The sequence below is a fragment of the Pseudomonas azadiae genome (assembly GCF_019145355.1).
Lineage (GTDB): Bacteria > Pseudomonadota > Gammaproteobacteria > Pseudomonadales > Pseudomonadaceae > Aquipseudomonas > Aquipseudomonas azadiae.
Genome location: NZ_JAHSTY010000001.1, coordinates 1655506 through 1669359, shown reverse-complemented (window position 1 = coordinate 1669359; position 13854 = coordinate 1655506). Strand labels below are relative to the sequence as shown.

Here is a 13854-nt window from a genome sequence, read left to right as displayed (position 1 = left end):
GGCTTGCCTGCGATAGGATCCACCAGACACTACAACATCCAGTTCGAGCCCTCATGCCCGCCATTGACCACCCCCTGATCGACCGCTTCCTCGACGCCCTCTGGCTGGAAAAAGGCCTGTCGGACAATACTCGCCAGGCCTACCGCAGTGACCTCGCGCTCTTCAACGGTTGGTTGCAGGAAAAAAACCTCGAGCTGATCAACGCCGGCCGTGAGCTGATCCTCGATCACTTGGCCTGGCGTCTTGAGCAGAACTATAAACCGCGCTCCACCGCACGCTTTCTCTCCGGGGTGCGTGGCTTCTATCGCTACCTGCTGAGGGAGAAACTGATAGCCCTTGATCCCACCCTGCAAATCGACATGCCACAACTCGGTAGGCCTTTACCTAAATCTTTGTCGGAAGCCGACGTGGAGGCCTTGCTCGCCGCGCCCGACCTCAGTGAGTCCATCGGCCAGCGCGACCGCGCCATGCTCGAAGTCCTATACGCCTGCGGCCTGCGGGTAACCGAACTGATCAGCCTGACCCTGGAGCAAGTCAACCTGCGCCAGGGGGTGTTGCGGGTGATGGGCAAGGGCAGCAAGGAACGGCTGGTGCCGATGGGCGAGGAGGCGATTGTATGGGTCGAGCGCTACATGCGTGATGCGCGCAGCGAACTGCTTGGTGGGCGGCCCAGCGACGTGTTGTTCCCCAGCCTGCGCGGTGAGCAGATGACACGCCAGACGTTCTGGCACCGCATCAAGCACCAGGCCAAGGTCGCCGGGATCGGCAAGGCGCTATCGCCCCACACCTTGCGCCATGCCTTCGCCACCCATTTGCTCAACCACGGCGCGGACCTGCGTGTGGTGCAAATGCTGCTCGGCCACAGCGATTTATCCACGACCCAGATCTACACCCATGTGGCGCGCGCACGTTTGCAGGAAATGCACGCCAAGCACCATCCGCGTGGCTGAAAACCGCCAATTTATCCTGCCACGGGCTGCCCTGCGGCCCAACTGTGGTAGGCTTTGCCGGTTAGCAAAGGGGATGGCACGAGCCTGTGTTCCTACCAGTGTTCCTTCCCGTCCCTGCGTCTGCCTTCAGGAGTTCCCATGCGCTTGACCCAGATTATTGCCGCCGCAGCCATTGCGTTGGTGTCCACCTTTGTTGTCGCCGATGACGCTGCCGAGCAGACCATTCGCAAGAGCCTGGCCAACCTGGAGCTCGACACGCCAATCGAAAGCATCAGCGCCAGCCCGATGGCCGGCCTGTATGAAGTCAAACTCAAGGGCAGCCGTGTGCTGTACGCCAGTGCCGACGGCCAGTACATCGTCCAGGGCTACCTGTTCCAGTTGAAGGAGGGCAAGCCGGTCAACCTGACCGAGAAAGCCGAGCGCCTGGGCGTGTCGAAGCTGATCAACGGTATTCCGGTGGCTGAAACCGTGGTTTACCCGGCCATCGGCGAGACCAAGACCCACATCACCGTGTTCACCGACACCACCTGCCCTTACTGCCACAAGCTGCACGCCGAAGTGCCTGCGCTGAACAAGCTGGGCGTGGAAGTGCGCTACGTCGCGTTCCCGCGCCAGGGCCTGGGTTCCCCGGGTGACGAGCAGTTGCAGGCGGTATGGTGCTCGGCCGACAAGAAAGCGGCCATGGACAAGATGGTCGATGGCAAGGAAATCAAGGCGGCCAAATGCGATAACCCGGTTTCCCGGCAGTTCGCCCTGGGCCAGTCGATCGGCGTGAACGGCACACCGGCCATCGTTTTGGCTGACGGCCAGGTGATTCCGGGCTACCAGCCGGCGCCACAAGTTGCCAAACTGGCGCTGAGTGCCAAATAAACCAGCATCGTCGAACCTTTGACGATCATGGCCCGTGCACAGTCGGCGGGCCACTAATTGAAAGCCGCGGTTGTGCGGCTGTTTTCCACGGCCGACCTAGCGTCGGCCGTTTCATGGGGAGTTTTCAGTGAAACCGGTCAAAGTAGGCATCTGTGGGTTAGGGACCGTCGGTGGCGGTACCCTCAACGTACTTCAGCGTAACGCTGAGGAAATTTCCCGCCGCGCAGGCCGTGGGATTGAAGTGGCGCAAATTGCCACGCGTTCGCCAAAGCCTCAGTTCGAAACGACCGGTATTGCCATTACCAACGATGTCTTCGCCGTGGCCACCAACCCTGAAATCGATATCGTCATCGAACTGGTGGGCGGCTACACCGTGGCCCGCGAGCTGGTGCTCAAGGCCATCGAGAACGGCAAGCACGTGGTCACCGCCAACAAGGCGCTGATCGCCGTGCACGGCAACGAGATCTTCGCCAAGGCGCGCGAGAAGGGTGTGATCGTCGCGTTCGAAGCGGCGGTGGCCGGCGGCATCCCGGTGATCAAGGCGATTCGTGAAGGCCTGTCCGCCAACCGCATCAACTGGGTCGCCGGCATCATCAACGGCACCGGTAACTTCATCCTCACCGAAATGCGCGAGAAGGGCCGTACCTTCGAAGACGTGCTGGCCGAAGCCCAGGCCCTGGGTTACGCCGAAGCCGACCCGACCTTTGACGTGGAAGGTATCGACGCGGCGCACAAGCTGACCATCCTGGCGTCCATCGCCTTTGGTATACCGTTGCAGTTCGACAAGGCCTACACCGAAGGCATCACCCAGCTGACCACCGCCGACGTGAACTACGCCGAAGCCCTGGGCTACCGCATCAAGCACCTGGGCGTTGCACGCAGCACGCCAGCGGGTATCGAGCTGCGTGTGCACCCGACGCTGATCCCGGCCGACCGCCTGATCGCCAACGTCAATGGCGTGATGAACGCGGTGATGGTCAATGGCGACGCCGCCGGTTCGACCTTGTTCTACGGCGCCGGCGCCGGCATGGAGCCGACCGCTTCGTCGGTGATCGCCGACCTGGTGGACGTGGTTCGCGCCATGACCAGCGACCCGGAAAACCGCGTACCGCACCTGGCCTTCCAGCCGGACTCGCTGTCGGCGCACCCGATCCTGCCGATCGAAGCCTGCGAAAGCGCCTACTACCTGCGCATCCAGGCCCAGGATCACCCGGGCGTATTGGCTCAGGTGGCCAGTATCCTGTCGGAGCGCGGGATCAACATCGAATCGATCATGCAGAAGGAAGTCGAGGAGCAAAACGGCCAGGTGCCGATGATCCTGCTGACCCACCGCGTGCTCGAACAGCACATCAACGATGCCATCGCCGCCCTGGAAGCCCTGCAGGGCGTAGTCGGCCCAGTGGTGCGGATTCGCGTCGAACACTTGAACTAACCGATTTGTTCAAGGGGCCCCGTGCGTTCGGCGGCCTCTGTTCTGGAATGTTTAGAGGAACCAGTCATGCGTTATATCAGCACCCGCGGCCAGGCACCGGCCCTGAATTTCGAAGACGTCTTGCTCACAGGCCTTGCCACCGACGGCGGCCTGTACGTGCCGGAAAACCTGCCACGCTTCACCCAGGAGGAGATCGCCTCCTGGGCCGGCTTGCCGTACCACGAGCTGGCGTTCCGGGTGATGCGCCCGTTCGTCACCGGCAGCATTCCGGATGCGGATTTCAAGAAGATCCTCGAAGACACGTACGGCGTGTTTTCCCACAGTGCCATCGCGCCTCTGCGCCAACTGAACGGCAACGAGTGGGTGCTGGAGCTGTTCCACGGCCCGACCCTGGCGTTCAAGGATTTCGCCCTGCAACTGCTCGGTCGCCTGCTCGACTACGTGTTGGAAAAGCGCGGCGAGCGCGTGGTGATCATGGGCGCTACGTCCGGTGATACCGGATCGGCTGCCATCGAAGGCTGCAAGCACTGCGAAAACGTCGACATCTTCATCCTGCACCCGCACCAGCGTGTGTCCGAAGTGCAGCGTCGCCAGATGACCAGCATCTTCGGTGAGAACATCCACAACATTGCCATCGAAGGCAACTTCGATGACTGCCAGGAAATGGTCAAGAACAGCTTCGCCGACCAGAGCTTCCTCAAAGGCACGCGCCTGGTGGCGGTGAACTCGATCAACTGGGCGCGGATCATGGCCCAGATCGTCTACTACTTCCACGCATCGCTGCAGTTGGGCGGGCCGGCGCGTTCGGTGTCGTTCTCAGTGCCGACCGGCAACTTCGGCGACATCTTCGCCGGCTACCTGGCGCGCAACATGGGCCTGCCGATCAACCAGTTGATCGTCGCCACCAACCGCAATGACATCCTGCACCGCTTCATGAGCGGTAACGGCTACGTCAAGGAAACCCTGCACGCCACGCTGTCGCCGTCCATGGACATCATGGTCTCGTCGAACTTCGAACGCCTGCTGTTCGATATGCACGGTCGCAACGGCGCAGCCATTGCCGGGCTGATGGACACCTTCAAAAGCGGTGGCGGTTTCAGCGTCGAGCAAGAGCGCTGGACCGAAACCCGCAAGCTGTTCGATTCCCTGGCCGTGGACGATGCGCAGACCTGCGAAACCATCGCACAGGTCTACGCCCAGACCGGCGAGCTGCTGGACCCGCACACCGCTATCGGCGTGAAGGCTGCCCGCGAATGCCGTCGCAGCCTGGATATCCCAATGGTGATCCTGGGCACCGCCCACCCGGTCAAATTCCCGGAAGCGGTGGAGAAGGCGGGCGTTGGCAAGGCGCTGGAACTGCCGCAGCACCTGGCGGATCTGTTCGAGCGTGAAGAGCGCTGCACGGTGTTGGTCAATGACCTGAAGGCGGTGCAGGCGTTCGTGAGCCAGCATGGCAACCGGGGCAAGCCGCTGTAAGGCAGGCCGCGTAGATAAGAACGCCGCTTTCCCTTCCTTGGGTCAGCGGCGTTTTTTGTTTATGGCAGGCCCGGCAACGTGCTGTTTACAAGAGCAGTTTAATAGCCACTCCGGTGATTGAAGCAATCGTTGCGACCACGGCCATCGCTACGCCCATGGGATACCAGAAAGTTTCGCAGTTTATCTTCAGGGATTCCGATTTGAGCTTGTCTTGCTCAGCCTGCATGCGTGATATTTCGGCATAGATGCGCCGTACATCGGCATGCATCTTCTCCATCGACGCTTGCTGTTCATTTTGTTCCACCATTATCTTCATCCTTCGCAATAAGGGCCTTTTGACATGCGCTCTTGCCCGCACGGCAGAGTGATCAGCGCTCACCGAGTATAGGATTCACCCCCGGCTTGCGCGCCCGGCGAACCCCAAAACAGCAACTCATTGCGTAAGCAGTTATGTGCCGCCGTTTTTTGCCTGTCATGTTGCAAGCGCATGCTGGATACGTCATCCCCCGACAACCCTTGAAAGACGAAAAAGCGAACTTTCCTACGTCACAACCAGTCACTTAGGATAGATGCGGCACCCCGTTGAAACGATTGTTCCCGAACTATTGAGTGGTGATCGAGATGGAAAGTATCAGCCTATTGCTCGAAGAAGCACTGAGCCCTTATCAGGTTACGCTGACCACCTCTGGTGTGCAGGACGAGTGCCTGGTGACCGTGAAGAATCCTGCCGGCGCTATCGTGGTCGAGCGTGAAGTCGACCGTGCTCAGCTGATGGACAAGCGCGTGCTGGTGGATGTGGTCGACTGCCTGTTGCGCGACCTGAAGATTGCCGAAGGGCGCCTGGAACCCTCGGTCATCGCAGCGATGCGCAACGCGGCCCAAACCCGCGGCGCTGCGGCTGCATGAAGAATTGTTTAAGCGTGGAAACTTCCCATAACGCGGCCGGTCAGAGTTCGTAACAGCAAGAGCAAGCATTGTGCTCCGGTGCTTGTGGCTTGTTGTACTGGTCATTGTAAGGCCACGTTTAACCCCGAAGTGTCTCCCCACGCTTCGGGGTTTCTTTTTGCCTACGGTTTACCGCGCGCCGCGGCGTCAGATGGCGCCTTGTTCGCGCAGGCGCGTGATGGCTGCGGCGTCGTACCCCAACTTGCCGAGCACCAGGCTGTTGTGCTCGCCCAATTGCGGCCCTACCCATTCACAGCTGCCGGGCGTGTCCGATAGTTTGGGTACGATGCCGGGCATCTTGAATGCCTTGCCGTCGGGAAGCTGGGCTTTGAGGAACATTTCCCGGGCGAGAAACTGCGGGTCGCCCAGCATGTCTTCGGCGCTGTAGATCCGGCTGGCGGGCACTTGTGCCTTGTTCAGGGCCTCTATCACTTGGTCCAGTGTCAGAGAGTTGACCCAGCGATCGATCACCCCGTACAGCTCGTCACGACGACTATCGCGCCCGTCATTGCCAGCAAGCACAGGGTCGTTGGCCAAGTCTTCGCGGCCAATGGCTGTCATGAAGCGCTTGAAGATCGCATCGCCGTTGGCGCCTATCTGTACATGCTTGCCGTCGGCGCTGGTGTGGATCGAGGACGGGGTGATACCCGGCATGATGTTGCCGGTGCGCTCGCGAATAAAGCCGAACACGTCAAACTCGGGGATCATGCTTTCCATCATGGCAAAGATGGCTTCGTACAGCGCCACATCCACGACCTGGCCGAGGCCGCCGTTGACTTCGCGATGACGCAGCGCCATCAATGCGCCGATCACTGCCCACAGTGCCGCGATCGAGTCGCCGATGGAAATGCCGGTGCGCACGGGCGGGCGGTCTTCGAAGCCGGTGATGTAGCGCAGGCCTCCCATGGATTCACCCACCGCGCCGAACCCTGGCTGGTCTTTCATCGGCCCGGTCTGCCCGAAGCCGGAGAGGCGCACCATCACCAGTTTTGGGTTGAGCGCATGCAGGGTTTCCCAGCTCAGGCCGAGCTTTTCCAGCACGCCGGGGCGGAAGTTTTCGATCAGGATGTCGGCGTCCGCCAGCAACTGCTTGAGGATGGCCAGGCCGTCGGGGTGCTTGAGGTTCAGCGTCAGCGACTGCTTGTTGCGCGCCTGCACGAACCACCACAGCGAAGTGCCCTCGTACAACTTGCGCCATTTGCGCAGTGGGTCGCCACCGTCCGGCGATTCGACCTTGATGACCTCGGCGCCGAATTCGGCGCAGATCCGTGAGGCGAACGGGCCGGCGATCAGGGTGCCGAGTTCGATGACTTTCAGGCCGGCAAGCGGTTTGGCATTAAACGACATGGAGATCCTTGTCTGCGCAGGGCGGTGGTGTGATGCCTTTTAACATAGGCGGGCCGTTCAAGGATAAGCCTGATGCAGCGCAGGATTCGTTGAATCGCCTCGCCATCGGTTAGACTGGCCGCCTTTCCCTGTCTCTAGAAGTCCGTTCATGGCCCAGCCGTCCACGACCTACAAATTCGAACTCAACCTCACCGACCTTGATCGTTCGGTGTACGAGAGCGTCAAACAGACCATTGCCCGCCACCCGTCGGAAACCGAAGAGCGCATGACCGTGCGTCTGCTGGCCTACGCCCTCTGGTACAACGAGCAGTTGTCGTTCGGCCGTGGCCTGTCAGATGTAGACGAACCGGCCCTGTGGGAAAAAAGCCTGGATGATCGCGTGTTGCACTGGATCGAAGTGGGCCAGCCCGATGCCGATCGCCTGACCTGGTGCTCGCGCCGCACCGAACGCACCAGCCTGCTGGCCTACGGCAGCCTGCGTGTCTGGGAAGGCAAGGTGGTGCCGGTGGCGAACAACCTGAAGAACGTGCACATCGCCGCCGTGCCGCAGGAGATCCTGGAGGTTCTGGCCAAAGACATGCCCCGCGTGATCAAGTGGGATGTGATGATCAGCGAAGGCACGATCTTCGTGACCGACGACCGTGGCCAGCATGAAGTGCAATTGCAGTGGCTGGTCGGCGGACGCGATTGAAAAGGTGGGAAGCGGCTTGTGTGGGAGCGGGCTTGCCCGCGATTGTATCGCCGCGGTGTAACTGGTTCACCGAGCCGTCCGCATCGCAGGCAAGCCAGCTCCCACATCAGGTCTGTACCGTTTGCAGGATTGTTGTTTAACCGTTGTATCAGTAGAGAAGTTTTCGTCACCCCATGCGTATCGATCCCCGCCCGTTGCCCGCTGTCCTGCCGTTTCTTGGTGAATTGCCCCCGCTGTTGACCCGTCTGTATGCCGCGCGCGGGGTGCAGTCCGAGGCCGAGCTGGATAAAAGCCTGGCGCGGTTGATTCCCTATCAGCAGCTCAAGGGGATCGACGCGGCGGTGGACTTGCTGGTGACGGCACTGGAGCAGCGCCAGCGCATCCTCATCGTCGGCGACTTCGACGCCGATGGCGCCACCGCCAGCACCGTGGGCACCTTGGGCCTGCGCCTGCTCGGCGCGGCCCATGTCGACTACCTGGTGCCCAATCGCTTCGAGTACGGCTACGGCCTGACCCCGGAGATTGTCGCCGTGGCCCTGCAGCGTGAGCCGCAGTTGTTGATTACCGTGGACAACGGCATTTCCAGCGTCGAAGGCGTGGCGGCGGCGAAAGCGGCGGGCTTGCAGGTACTGGTGACCGACCACCACTTGCCCGGCGATCAATTGCCGGCGGCCGATGCGATCGTCAACCCGAACCAGCCCGGCTGCGAGTTCCCGAGCAAGGCCCTGGCGGGCGTTGGCGTGATCTTTTACGTGCTGATGGCCTTGCGTGCGCGCCTGCGCAGCCTGGGCTGGTACGCGAACACACCCCAGCCGAACATCGGCGAACTGCTCGACCTCGTCGCCCTGGGCAGCGTCGCCGACGTGGTGCCCCTGGACGCCAACAATCGCATTCTCGTACATCAGGGCCTGGAGCGCATTCGCGCCGGTCGGGCGCGCCCGGGGATCAAGGCGATCCTTGAAGTGGCCAAGCGCGACGCTGCGCGCATCACTTCGACCGACCTGGGCTTTATCCTCGGGCCGCGCCTGAACGCCGCCGGGCGCCTGGATGACATGAGCCTGGGCATCGAATGCCTGCTTACCACCGACGTCGCCGCCGCACGGGAAATGGCGGCGCAGTTGGACGGCATGAACCAGGACCGCAAATCCATCGAACAAGGCATGCAGCGCGAAGCCCTGGCCCAGCTCAAGGACTTGCCGGTGGAGTCGATGCCCTACGGCTTATGCCTGTTTGATCCGCAGTGGCACCAGGGCGTAATCGGCATCCTCGCCTCGCGCATGAAGGAGCGCTATTTCCGCCCGACCATCGCCTTCGCCGACGCCGGCGATGGCCTGCTCAAGGGCTCAGGGCGCTCGGTGCAGGGTTTTCACATCCGTGATGCGCTGGCGGTGGTTGCGAGCCAGCATCCCAACCTGATCGCCAAATACGGCGGCCATGCCATGGCGGCGGGACTGACGCTGCGTGAAGAGAACTTCCCACTGTTTGCCGAGGCTTTTGATGCCGAGGTGCGTCGGCAGTTGTGCGAAGAGGATCTCACCGGCCGGCTGCTGACCGACGGCACCCTGGCGGTGGAAGAGTTTCACCTGGAACTGGCCCGTGCATTGCGCCACGCCGGCCCGTGGGGGCAACACTTTCCCGAGCCGCTGTTTCACGGCGTGTTCCAGTTGGTGGAGCAGCGGGTGGTGGGCGAGCGGCACCTGAAAGTGGTGCTCAAGAGCGAATGCGGGTCGGTGAAACTCGATGGCATTGCGTTCGGCGTGGACCGTGAGGTCTGGCCTAACCCGACGGTGCGTTGGGTGGAGTTGGCCTACAAGCTGGATGTGAACGAGTTTCGTGGGAATGAAACCGTGCAGTTGATGATTGCCCATATCGAACCGCGCTGATTTCAGCAACACCCCAAATCCAAATGTGGGAGCGGGCTTGCTCGCGAAAGCGGTGGATCAGTCACAGCAACATTGACTGACACTCCGTATTCGCGAGCAAGCCCGCTCCCACATGGGGTCTTGCATGTAACCTGGACTATTCAGCTTTATCCTTGGCTTGATGCTTCACGATGATATCCACCAAGCGCTTGGCCAGCGCCGGGTAGTTCTCGTCGAAGTGATGGCCACCCGGCAGCTTCAAGGCTTCACCCACCGCCGTCTTGTCCGTGCAGCCGCTCTCGTCGACTTCTTCGGCGCCGTAGATACACACCACTTTGTCAGCCGGCAGCTTGGCCATCTCCGGGCCCGTGGCGGCTTCTTTGCCGGCGTTACCCAGCCAGCCTTCCACTTCGATTTCAAAGCTGCCGGTGCGCGCGAACGCCAGCAGGATGATTGCATCCACGCGTTGCTGCTCGTTTGCCGGCATGCGGTTATAGATGGCTGGCAATACATCGGCACCGAACGAGTAACCGGTCAGCACGAAGCGCTTGGTGCCCCATTTCTGCCGGTAGTGCTGCATCAGCTCGGTCAGGTCCTTGGCGCTTTGTTCCGGGGTCTTGTGCTGCCAGTAGTAGCGCAGGGTGTCGATGCCCACCACCGGGTAGCCGATCTTGGCCATCTCTGCGGCTACGTCGCGGTCCAGATCACGCCAGCCGCCGTCACCTGAAAGGAACAGGGTGACGGTGTCATTGGCTTGGCCGGCCGGTACTTCAACCACCGGAATCGCCAGGCCGCCGTTGTCCGAACCCACCAGTTGCTTGCGCAGCTCGTTGTTCAGCACCTGCGGGTAATGAATGTCGTAGTCGCTGATGCTGGTGGTGGCGCGTGGTGTGTCGCGTACGAAACTGGCGCTCTCATCGTCAGGGTTGTCGTTCCAGGCCACCAGCCAATTGCCGTGTGCTGCGGTTTTCGGCAGGGGGTGCTTGCAGCCTTCCTGCACCAACGCGAAGCCGACGGAGATGGCATTGGCCTTGTCGTCATTCTGGCTGGCAAGCCAGCGCCAGGCGAGCGCCGCGCCAGGACCGATGCCGCTGACCAGGGTCGCCGGGCCTTTCAATTGGTCCAGTGCGCTTTGCAGCGCCTGTTCCTGCAGCTTGCAATCATCCTTGGGCAGGATCACCTGGACGATCTGTGCCTTGCCGCCCAGGCTCAAGGCTATCAGTTGGCTGTCGGTCAGGCGCTCATCGGCCATCACGGCCACGGCCACGCGGGCTCTGGGCGTGCCGTTCGGGGTCACGCGGGTCATGACCGAGCCGTCGGCCTGGGGCAGTTGCTCCAGGGCCGGCTGCGGGGCAGGGCGGTTCCAGTACCAGAAGCCGCCACCCGCGATCAGGGCGAGCAGCACTATCAGGGCCAATACATACCGCCAGGAACGTCGAATCATCAGCGTTTCACCAATCCAGTCAAGCCGCCCGCGATCAGGGCGGCGGTATCGGCCAGTGCCACCAGCGGATCAAGTCCCGCGGGCACGGCCATGTAACGGGGTTCCCAGTCGGGCTGGAACTTGTCTTTGAAGCGGCGCAAACCTTGAAAGTTATACAGTTGCTCGCCACGGCGGAACACCATCGAGCCCAGCCGCTGGGTCAACGGGGCGCCGCGTCGCGGTTGCAGGCCCGACAACGGCACCATGCCGAGGCTGAAGCGGGCGTAGCCGTGACTCTTATAGTGTTGAATCAGGCCGACCATCATGAATTCCATGGTCAGCTTGGGCGCATCCGGATGGGCGCGCATCAGGTCGAGGCTGGCCAGGTCGTGGTTGTAGGTCTCGAGCAAGTTGGCGAAGGCCACCGGGCGTCCTTCGAAGCGGATGATCGCAATGCGAAAGTGCTTGAGGTAGTCGTTGTTGAAGCGCCCGAGGGAAAAGCCTTTTTCCCGCACATTCTTGCCCGTCAGCCAGGCATCGGAAATCACCTTGAGTTCGTCCATCGGCGCCGTGCCCGGCTCATGGATTTCCAGCGACAGGCCATCGCGGGTGCCACGGTTCCAGGTGTAGCGCAGGTCCTTCATCTCTTTGCCCTTGGCTTCCAGGTCAAAGCGTTTCAGGTCGACGCGGGCTTCTTCGCCCAGCTTGATCGCGGTGAGGCCGATGTCCATGTAGTACGGCAGGTTTTCCGCGCGCACCTGGTAGAACACCGGGCGCGCGTGGTGAATGTCGCACAGGTCGCGGAACTGCCAGATCATCTCGGCCCGTGGCTGGGTCGGGCCGATCGGGTCGTACAAGGCTACCAGGCTGCGCCCGCGGCGGGCGTACATGAGGAAAGCTTCATCATTGGGGTGAAACAGCAGCGCCTTATCGCCGGTCAGCGCGAGGCCGCCGTCGGGCTGGGAGGAGGCCATCAGAATCTTGCTGGCGCGCTCCAGCTCATCGGGTGTCGGCAAGTGGATCACCGGACGCGCGGTGCGCAGCAGCCAGGTCAGCGACACGATCACCAGCAGCACGGCGGCGCCCAGCAGCGAGCGCAGGCCGCGTGGGGCATTGGCGTCCAGGGTGAACTGCCACCACAGCTGGTGGCTATAAGGCACATCCTGGTAGGCGAACAGCAGCAGCCAGATCGAAGCGCCCAGCACGCAGACGCTGGCCACCAGGTACAGCGGCGAGAAGGGCAGTTCGGTGAGGCGGCTGGCGCGGTAGAACGAGCGTCGGAAGATCGCCAGCAGGATCGCTGTCATGGTCATCAGGCTGGCTTCTTCCCAGTCGAAACCCTTGAGCAGCGAGAGCAGGGCGCCTGCCAGCAGCAACACCATGGTCAGCATCCAGGCGGCCGACAAGCGTCGACGCAAACCCTGGGCCAGCAACAGGCACAGTACGCCGATCAGGCTGGCGCCAAAGTGCGACGCATCAATCAGGCGGTGGGGAATCAGAAAGCCGATGTTTTCCAGGCGGGAGTCGATTTCGGGCGTGGCGCCAGAGAACAGCAGGACCACGCCGGACAAAAAAACCAGTACGGCCAGTACTGGCGCCGCCAGCCCCGAGGCAACCCGCAGACTTTGCTGGGTCTGGAACAGACGCTGCGCTTCGTTGACCAGCAGGAACACGCAGGCAATCAACAGCGGCAGCACCACATAGATCATGCGGTACAGCAGCAGGGCGGCGGCCAATGGCGCGGCGCCCAGTTTGTCGGCGAAGGCTGCCAGCAGGATCGCTTCGAATACACCCACACCGCCGGGGACATGGCTGAGCACACCGGCGGCCAGGGCCAGCAGGTACACCAGCAGGAAGGGGCCGAACGGCGGCGCTTCCGGCAGCAGCAGATAAAGCACGGTGGCGGCAGCCGCCACGTCCAGCGCGGTGATGACCAACTGCAGAAAGGTCAGGCGACGGCCGGGCAGGCGCAGGGTGCGGCGTCCGGCTTTTACCAGCAGGTTGTCGGGGTAAGGTTGTTCCGGCAGGCGGCGGCGGTAAATGCCGATGCACAGTACCGCCGACAGCAGCAGGACGGCGCCGGCAACGCCACCCAGCACGCTTTGTGGCAAATGCAGGTAAGTGGACGCGGCCGGCAAATTGCTCAATGTGGCCAATGCCGCGAGAGGCGGCAATGCGCAGCCCAGGGCCAGGCTGGCGAACACCGTCATGTGCGCGACTTCCGAGGCGCCGATGCCATGGCGTGCATATAGACGGTAGCGCACCGAGCCGCCGGAAAGCATCGACAAGCCGATCGCATTGCCGATGGCGAATGCGGTAAAGCCGCCCAGTGCCAGGGTTTTGGCGGGCAGTTTTACCCCCGCGTAGCGCGCACCGGAAAACTCGTATCCCAAGAGAATGACGAAACCGGCGACCGCTGCGGCAACGGCACCGAGCAGGGCCGGCTTGGGTACTTCCAGGATCGAATCGTGGAGCGCGTAAAGATCCAGTTCCAACAGCAGGTGTCGGCAGGCGATCAGGGCAATGGCAAACAGCAGCAACGTCACGGCCAGTCCGATGGGTTGCCGGTACTTGCTCACCAGATCCAGCCATCGCAAACGAGTAGGTGTGATCGGTTGTTCTGCTGTGACAGTGTCTTGTGGTTCAGACGAGTTGGCGCGCATCAATCACCTCGTGGATTGTGCGCGACAGGATGGAGGTATCCAGCCAAGTTACCAATCCCTATGGACAAAATAATTACAAATATTAACGCGTATCGCCGGGGGCGGCGACAGCGGCCATTGGTCGTAGGGGGAAGCGCTGAAACAGTGAGCATAGCTCGCATGGAGATGGACTCAACAAAACCCGCAGGGTTTCAT

Annotated in this window: 11 protein-coding genes; 7 read left to right on the top strand and 4 right to left on the bottom strand. The window is 61.8% G+C overall.

Annotation, left to right across the window (positions count from 1 at the left end):
* Positions 1 to 53: 53 nt before the first annotated feature.
* The 4 genes from xerD (at position 54) to thrC (ending at position 4728) form a co-directional block, all read left to right on the top strand.
* Positions 54 to 950: a site-specific tyrosine recombinase XerD gene (gene xerD / locus KVG91_RS07505; RefSeq protein WP_169377119.1), complete on the top strand. Its 897-nt coding sequence runs from the start codon at positions 54 to 56 to the stop codon at positions 948 to 950.
* Between the two features lie 138 nt (positions 951 to 1088).
* Positions 1089 to 1820 carry a thioredoxin fold domain-containing protein gene (locus tag KVG91_RS07500; RefSeq protein ID WP_169377120.1) on the top strand — a complete coding sequence of 244 codons (732 nt, stop codon included), beginning with the start codon at positions 1089 to 1091 and terminating at the stop codon, positions 1818 to 1820.
* A gap of 127 nt (positions 1821 to 1947) precedes the next feature.
* Positions 1948 to 3252: a homoserine dehydrogenase gene (locus KVG91_RS07495; RefSeq protein WP_169377121.1), complete on the top strand. Its 1305-nt coding sequence runs from the start codon at positions 1948 to 1950 to the stop codon at positions 3250 to 3252.
* Between the two features lie 66 nt (positions 3253 to 3318).
* On the top strand, positions 3319 to 4728 hold the full coding sequence (thrC, locus tag KVG91_RS07490) for a threonine synthase (protein WP_169377122.1): 1410 nt from the start codon (positions 3319 to 3321) through the stop codon (positions 4726 to 4728).
* Between the two features lie 85 nt (positions 4729 to 4813).
* Here the strand turns inward: thrC and KVG91_RS07485 are convergent, their stop codons facing one another.
* Complete coding sequence (locus tag KVG91_RS07485; protein WP_169377123.1) at positions 4814 to 5035, bottom strand: hypothetical protein; 222 nt, start codon at positions 5033 to 5035, stop codon at positions 4814 to 4816.
* A 314-nt stretch (positions 5036 to 5349) separates the two neighbouring features.
* Between KVG91_RS07485 and KVG91_RS07480 the strand changes: the two genes are divergently transcribed.
* Positions 5350 to 5634, top strand: coding sequence for a DUF3509 domain-containing protein (locus KVG91_RS07480; protein WP_169377124.1), 285 nt, complete (start codon positions 5350 to 5352; stop codon positions 5632 to 5634).
* A gap of 186 nt (positions 5635 to 5820) precedes the next feature.
* On the opposite strand, the gene KVG91_RS07475 is transcribed toward KVG91_RS07480, so the two are convergent.
* Entirely contained in the window at positions 5821 to 7020 is a 1200-nt protein-coding gene (locus KVG91_RS07475; protein WP_169377125.1) for a CaiB/BaiF CoA transferase family protein, read from the bottom strand.
* A 148-nt stretch (positions 7021 to 7168) separates the two neighbouring features.
* On the opposite strand from KVG91_RS07475, the gene KVG91_RS07470 reads away from it, so the two are divergent.
* On the top strand, positions 7169 to 7711 hold the full coding sequence (locus KVG91_RS07470; RefSeq protein ID WP_076949822.1) for a YaeQ family protein: 543 nt from the start codon (positions 7169 to 7171) through the stop codon (positions 7709 to 7711).
* 173 nt (positions 7712 to 7884) lie between these two features.
* Positions 7885 to 9594 (top strand): single-stranded-DNA-specific exonuclease RecJ, encoded by a 1710-nt coding sequence (recJ, locus tag KVG91_RS07465; protein WP_169377126.1) that lies wholly within the window; start codon positions 7885 to 7887, stop codon positions 9592 to 9594.
* A gap of 136 nt (positions 9595 to 9730) precedes the next feature.
* Here the strand turns inward: recJ and KVG91_RS07460 are convergent, their stop codons facing one another.
* Positions 9731 to 11017 carry a virulence factor family protein gene (locus tag KVG91_RS07460; RefSeq protein ID WP_169377127.1) on the bottom strand — a complete coding sequence of 429 codons (1287 nt, stop codon included), beginning with the start codon at positions 11015 to 11017 and terminating at the stop codon, positions 9731 to 9733.
* Positions 11017 to 13659, bottom strand: coding sequence for a bifunctional lysylphosphatidylglycerol flippase/synthetase MprF (mprF, locus tag KVG91_RS07455; RefSeq protein ID WP_169377128.1), 2643 nt, complete (start codon positions 13657 to 13659; stop codon positions 11017 to 11019). Before mprF ends, KVG91_RS07460 begins: the two co-directional genes overlap by 1 nt.
* Between the last annotated feature and the right edge of the window lie 195 nt (positions 13660 to 13854).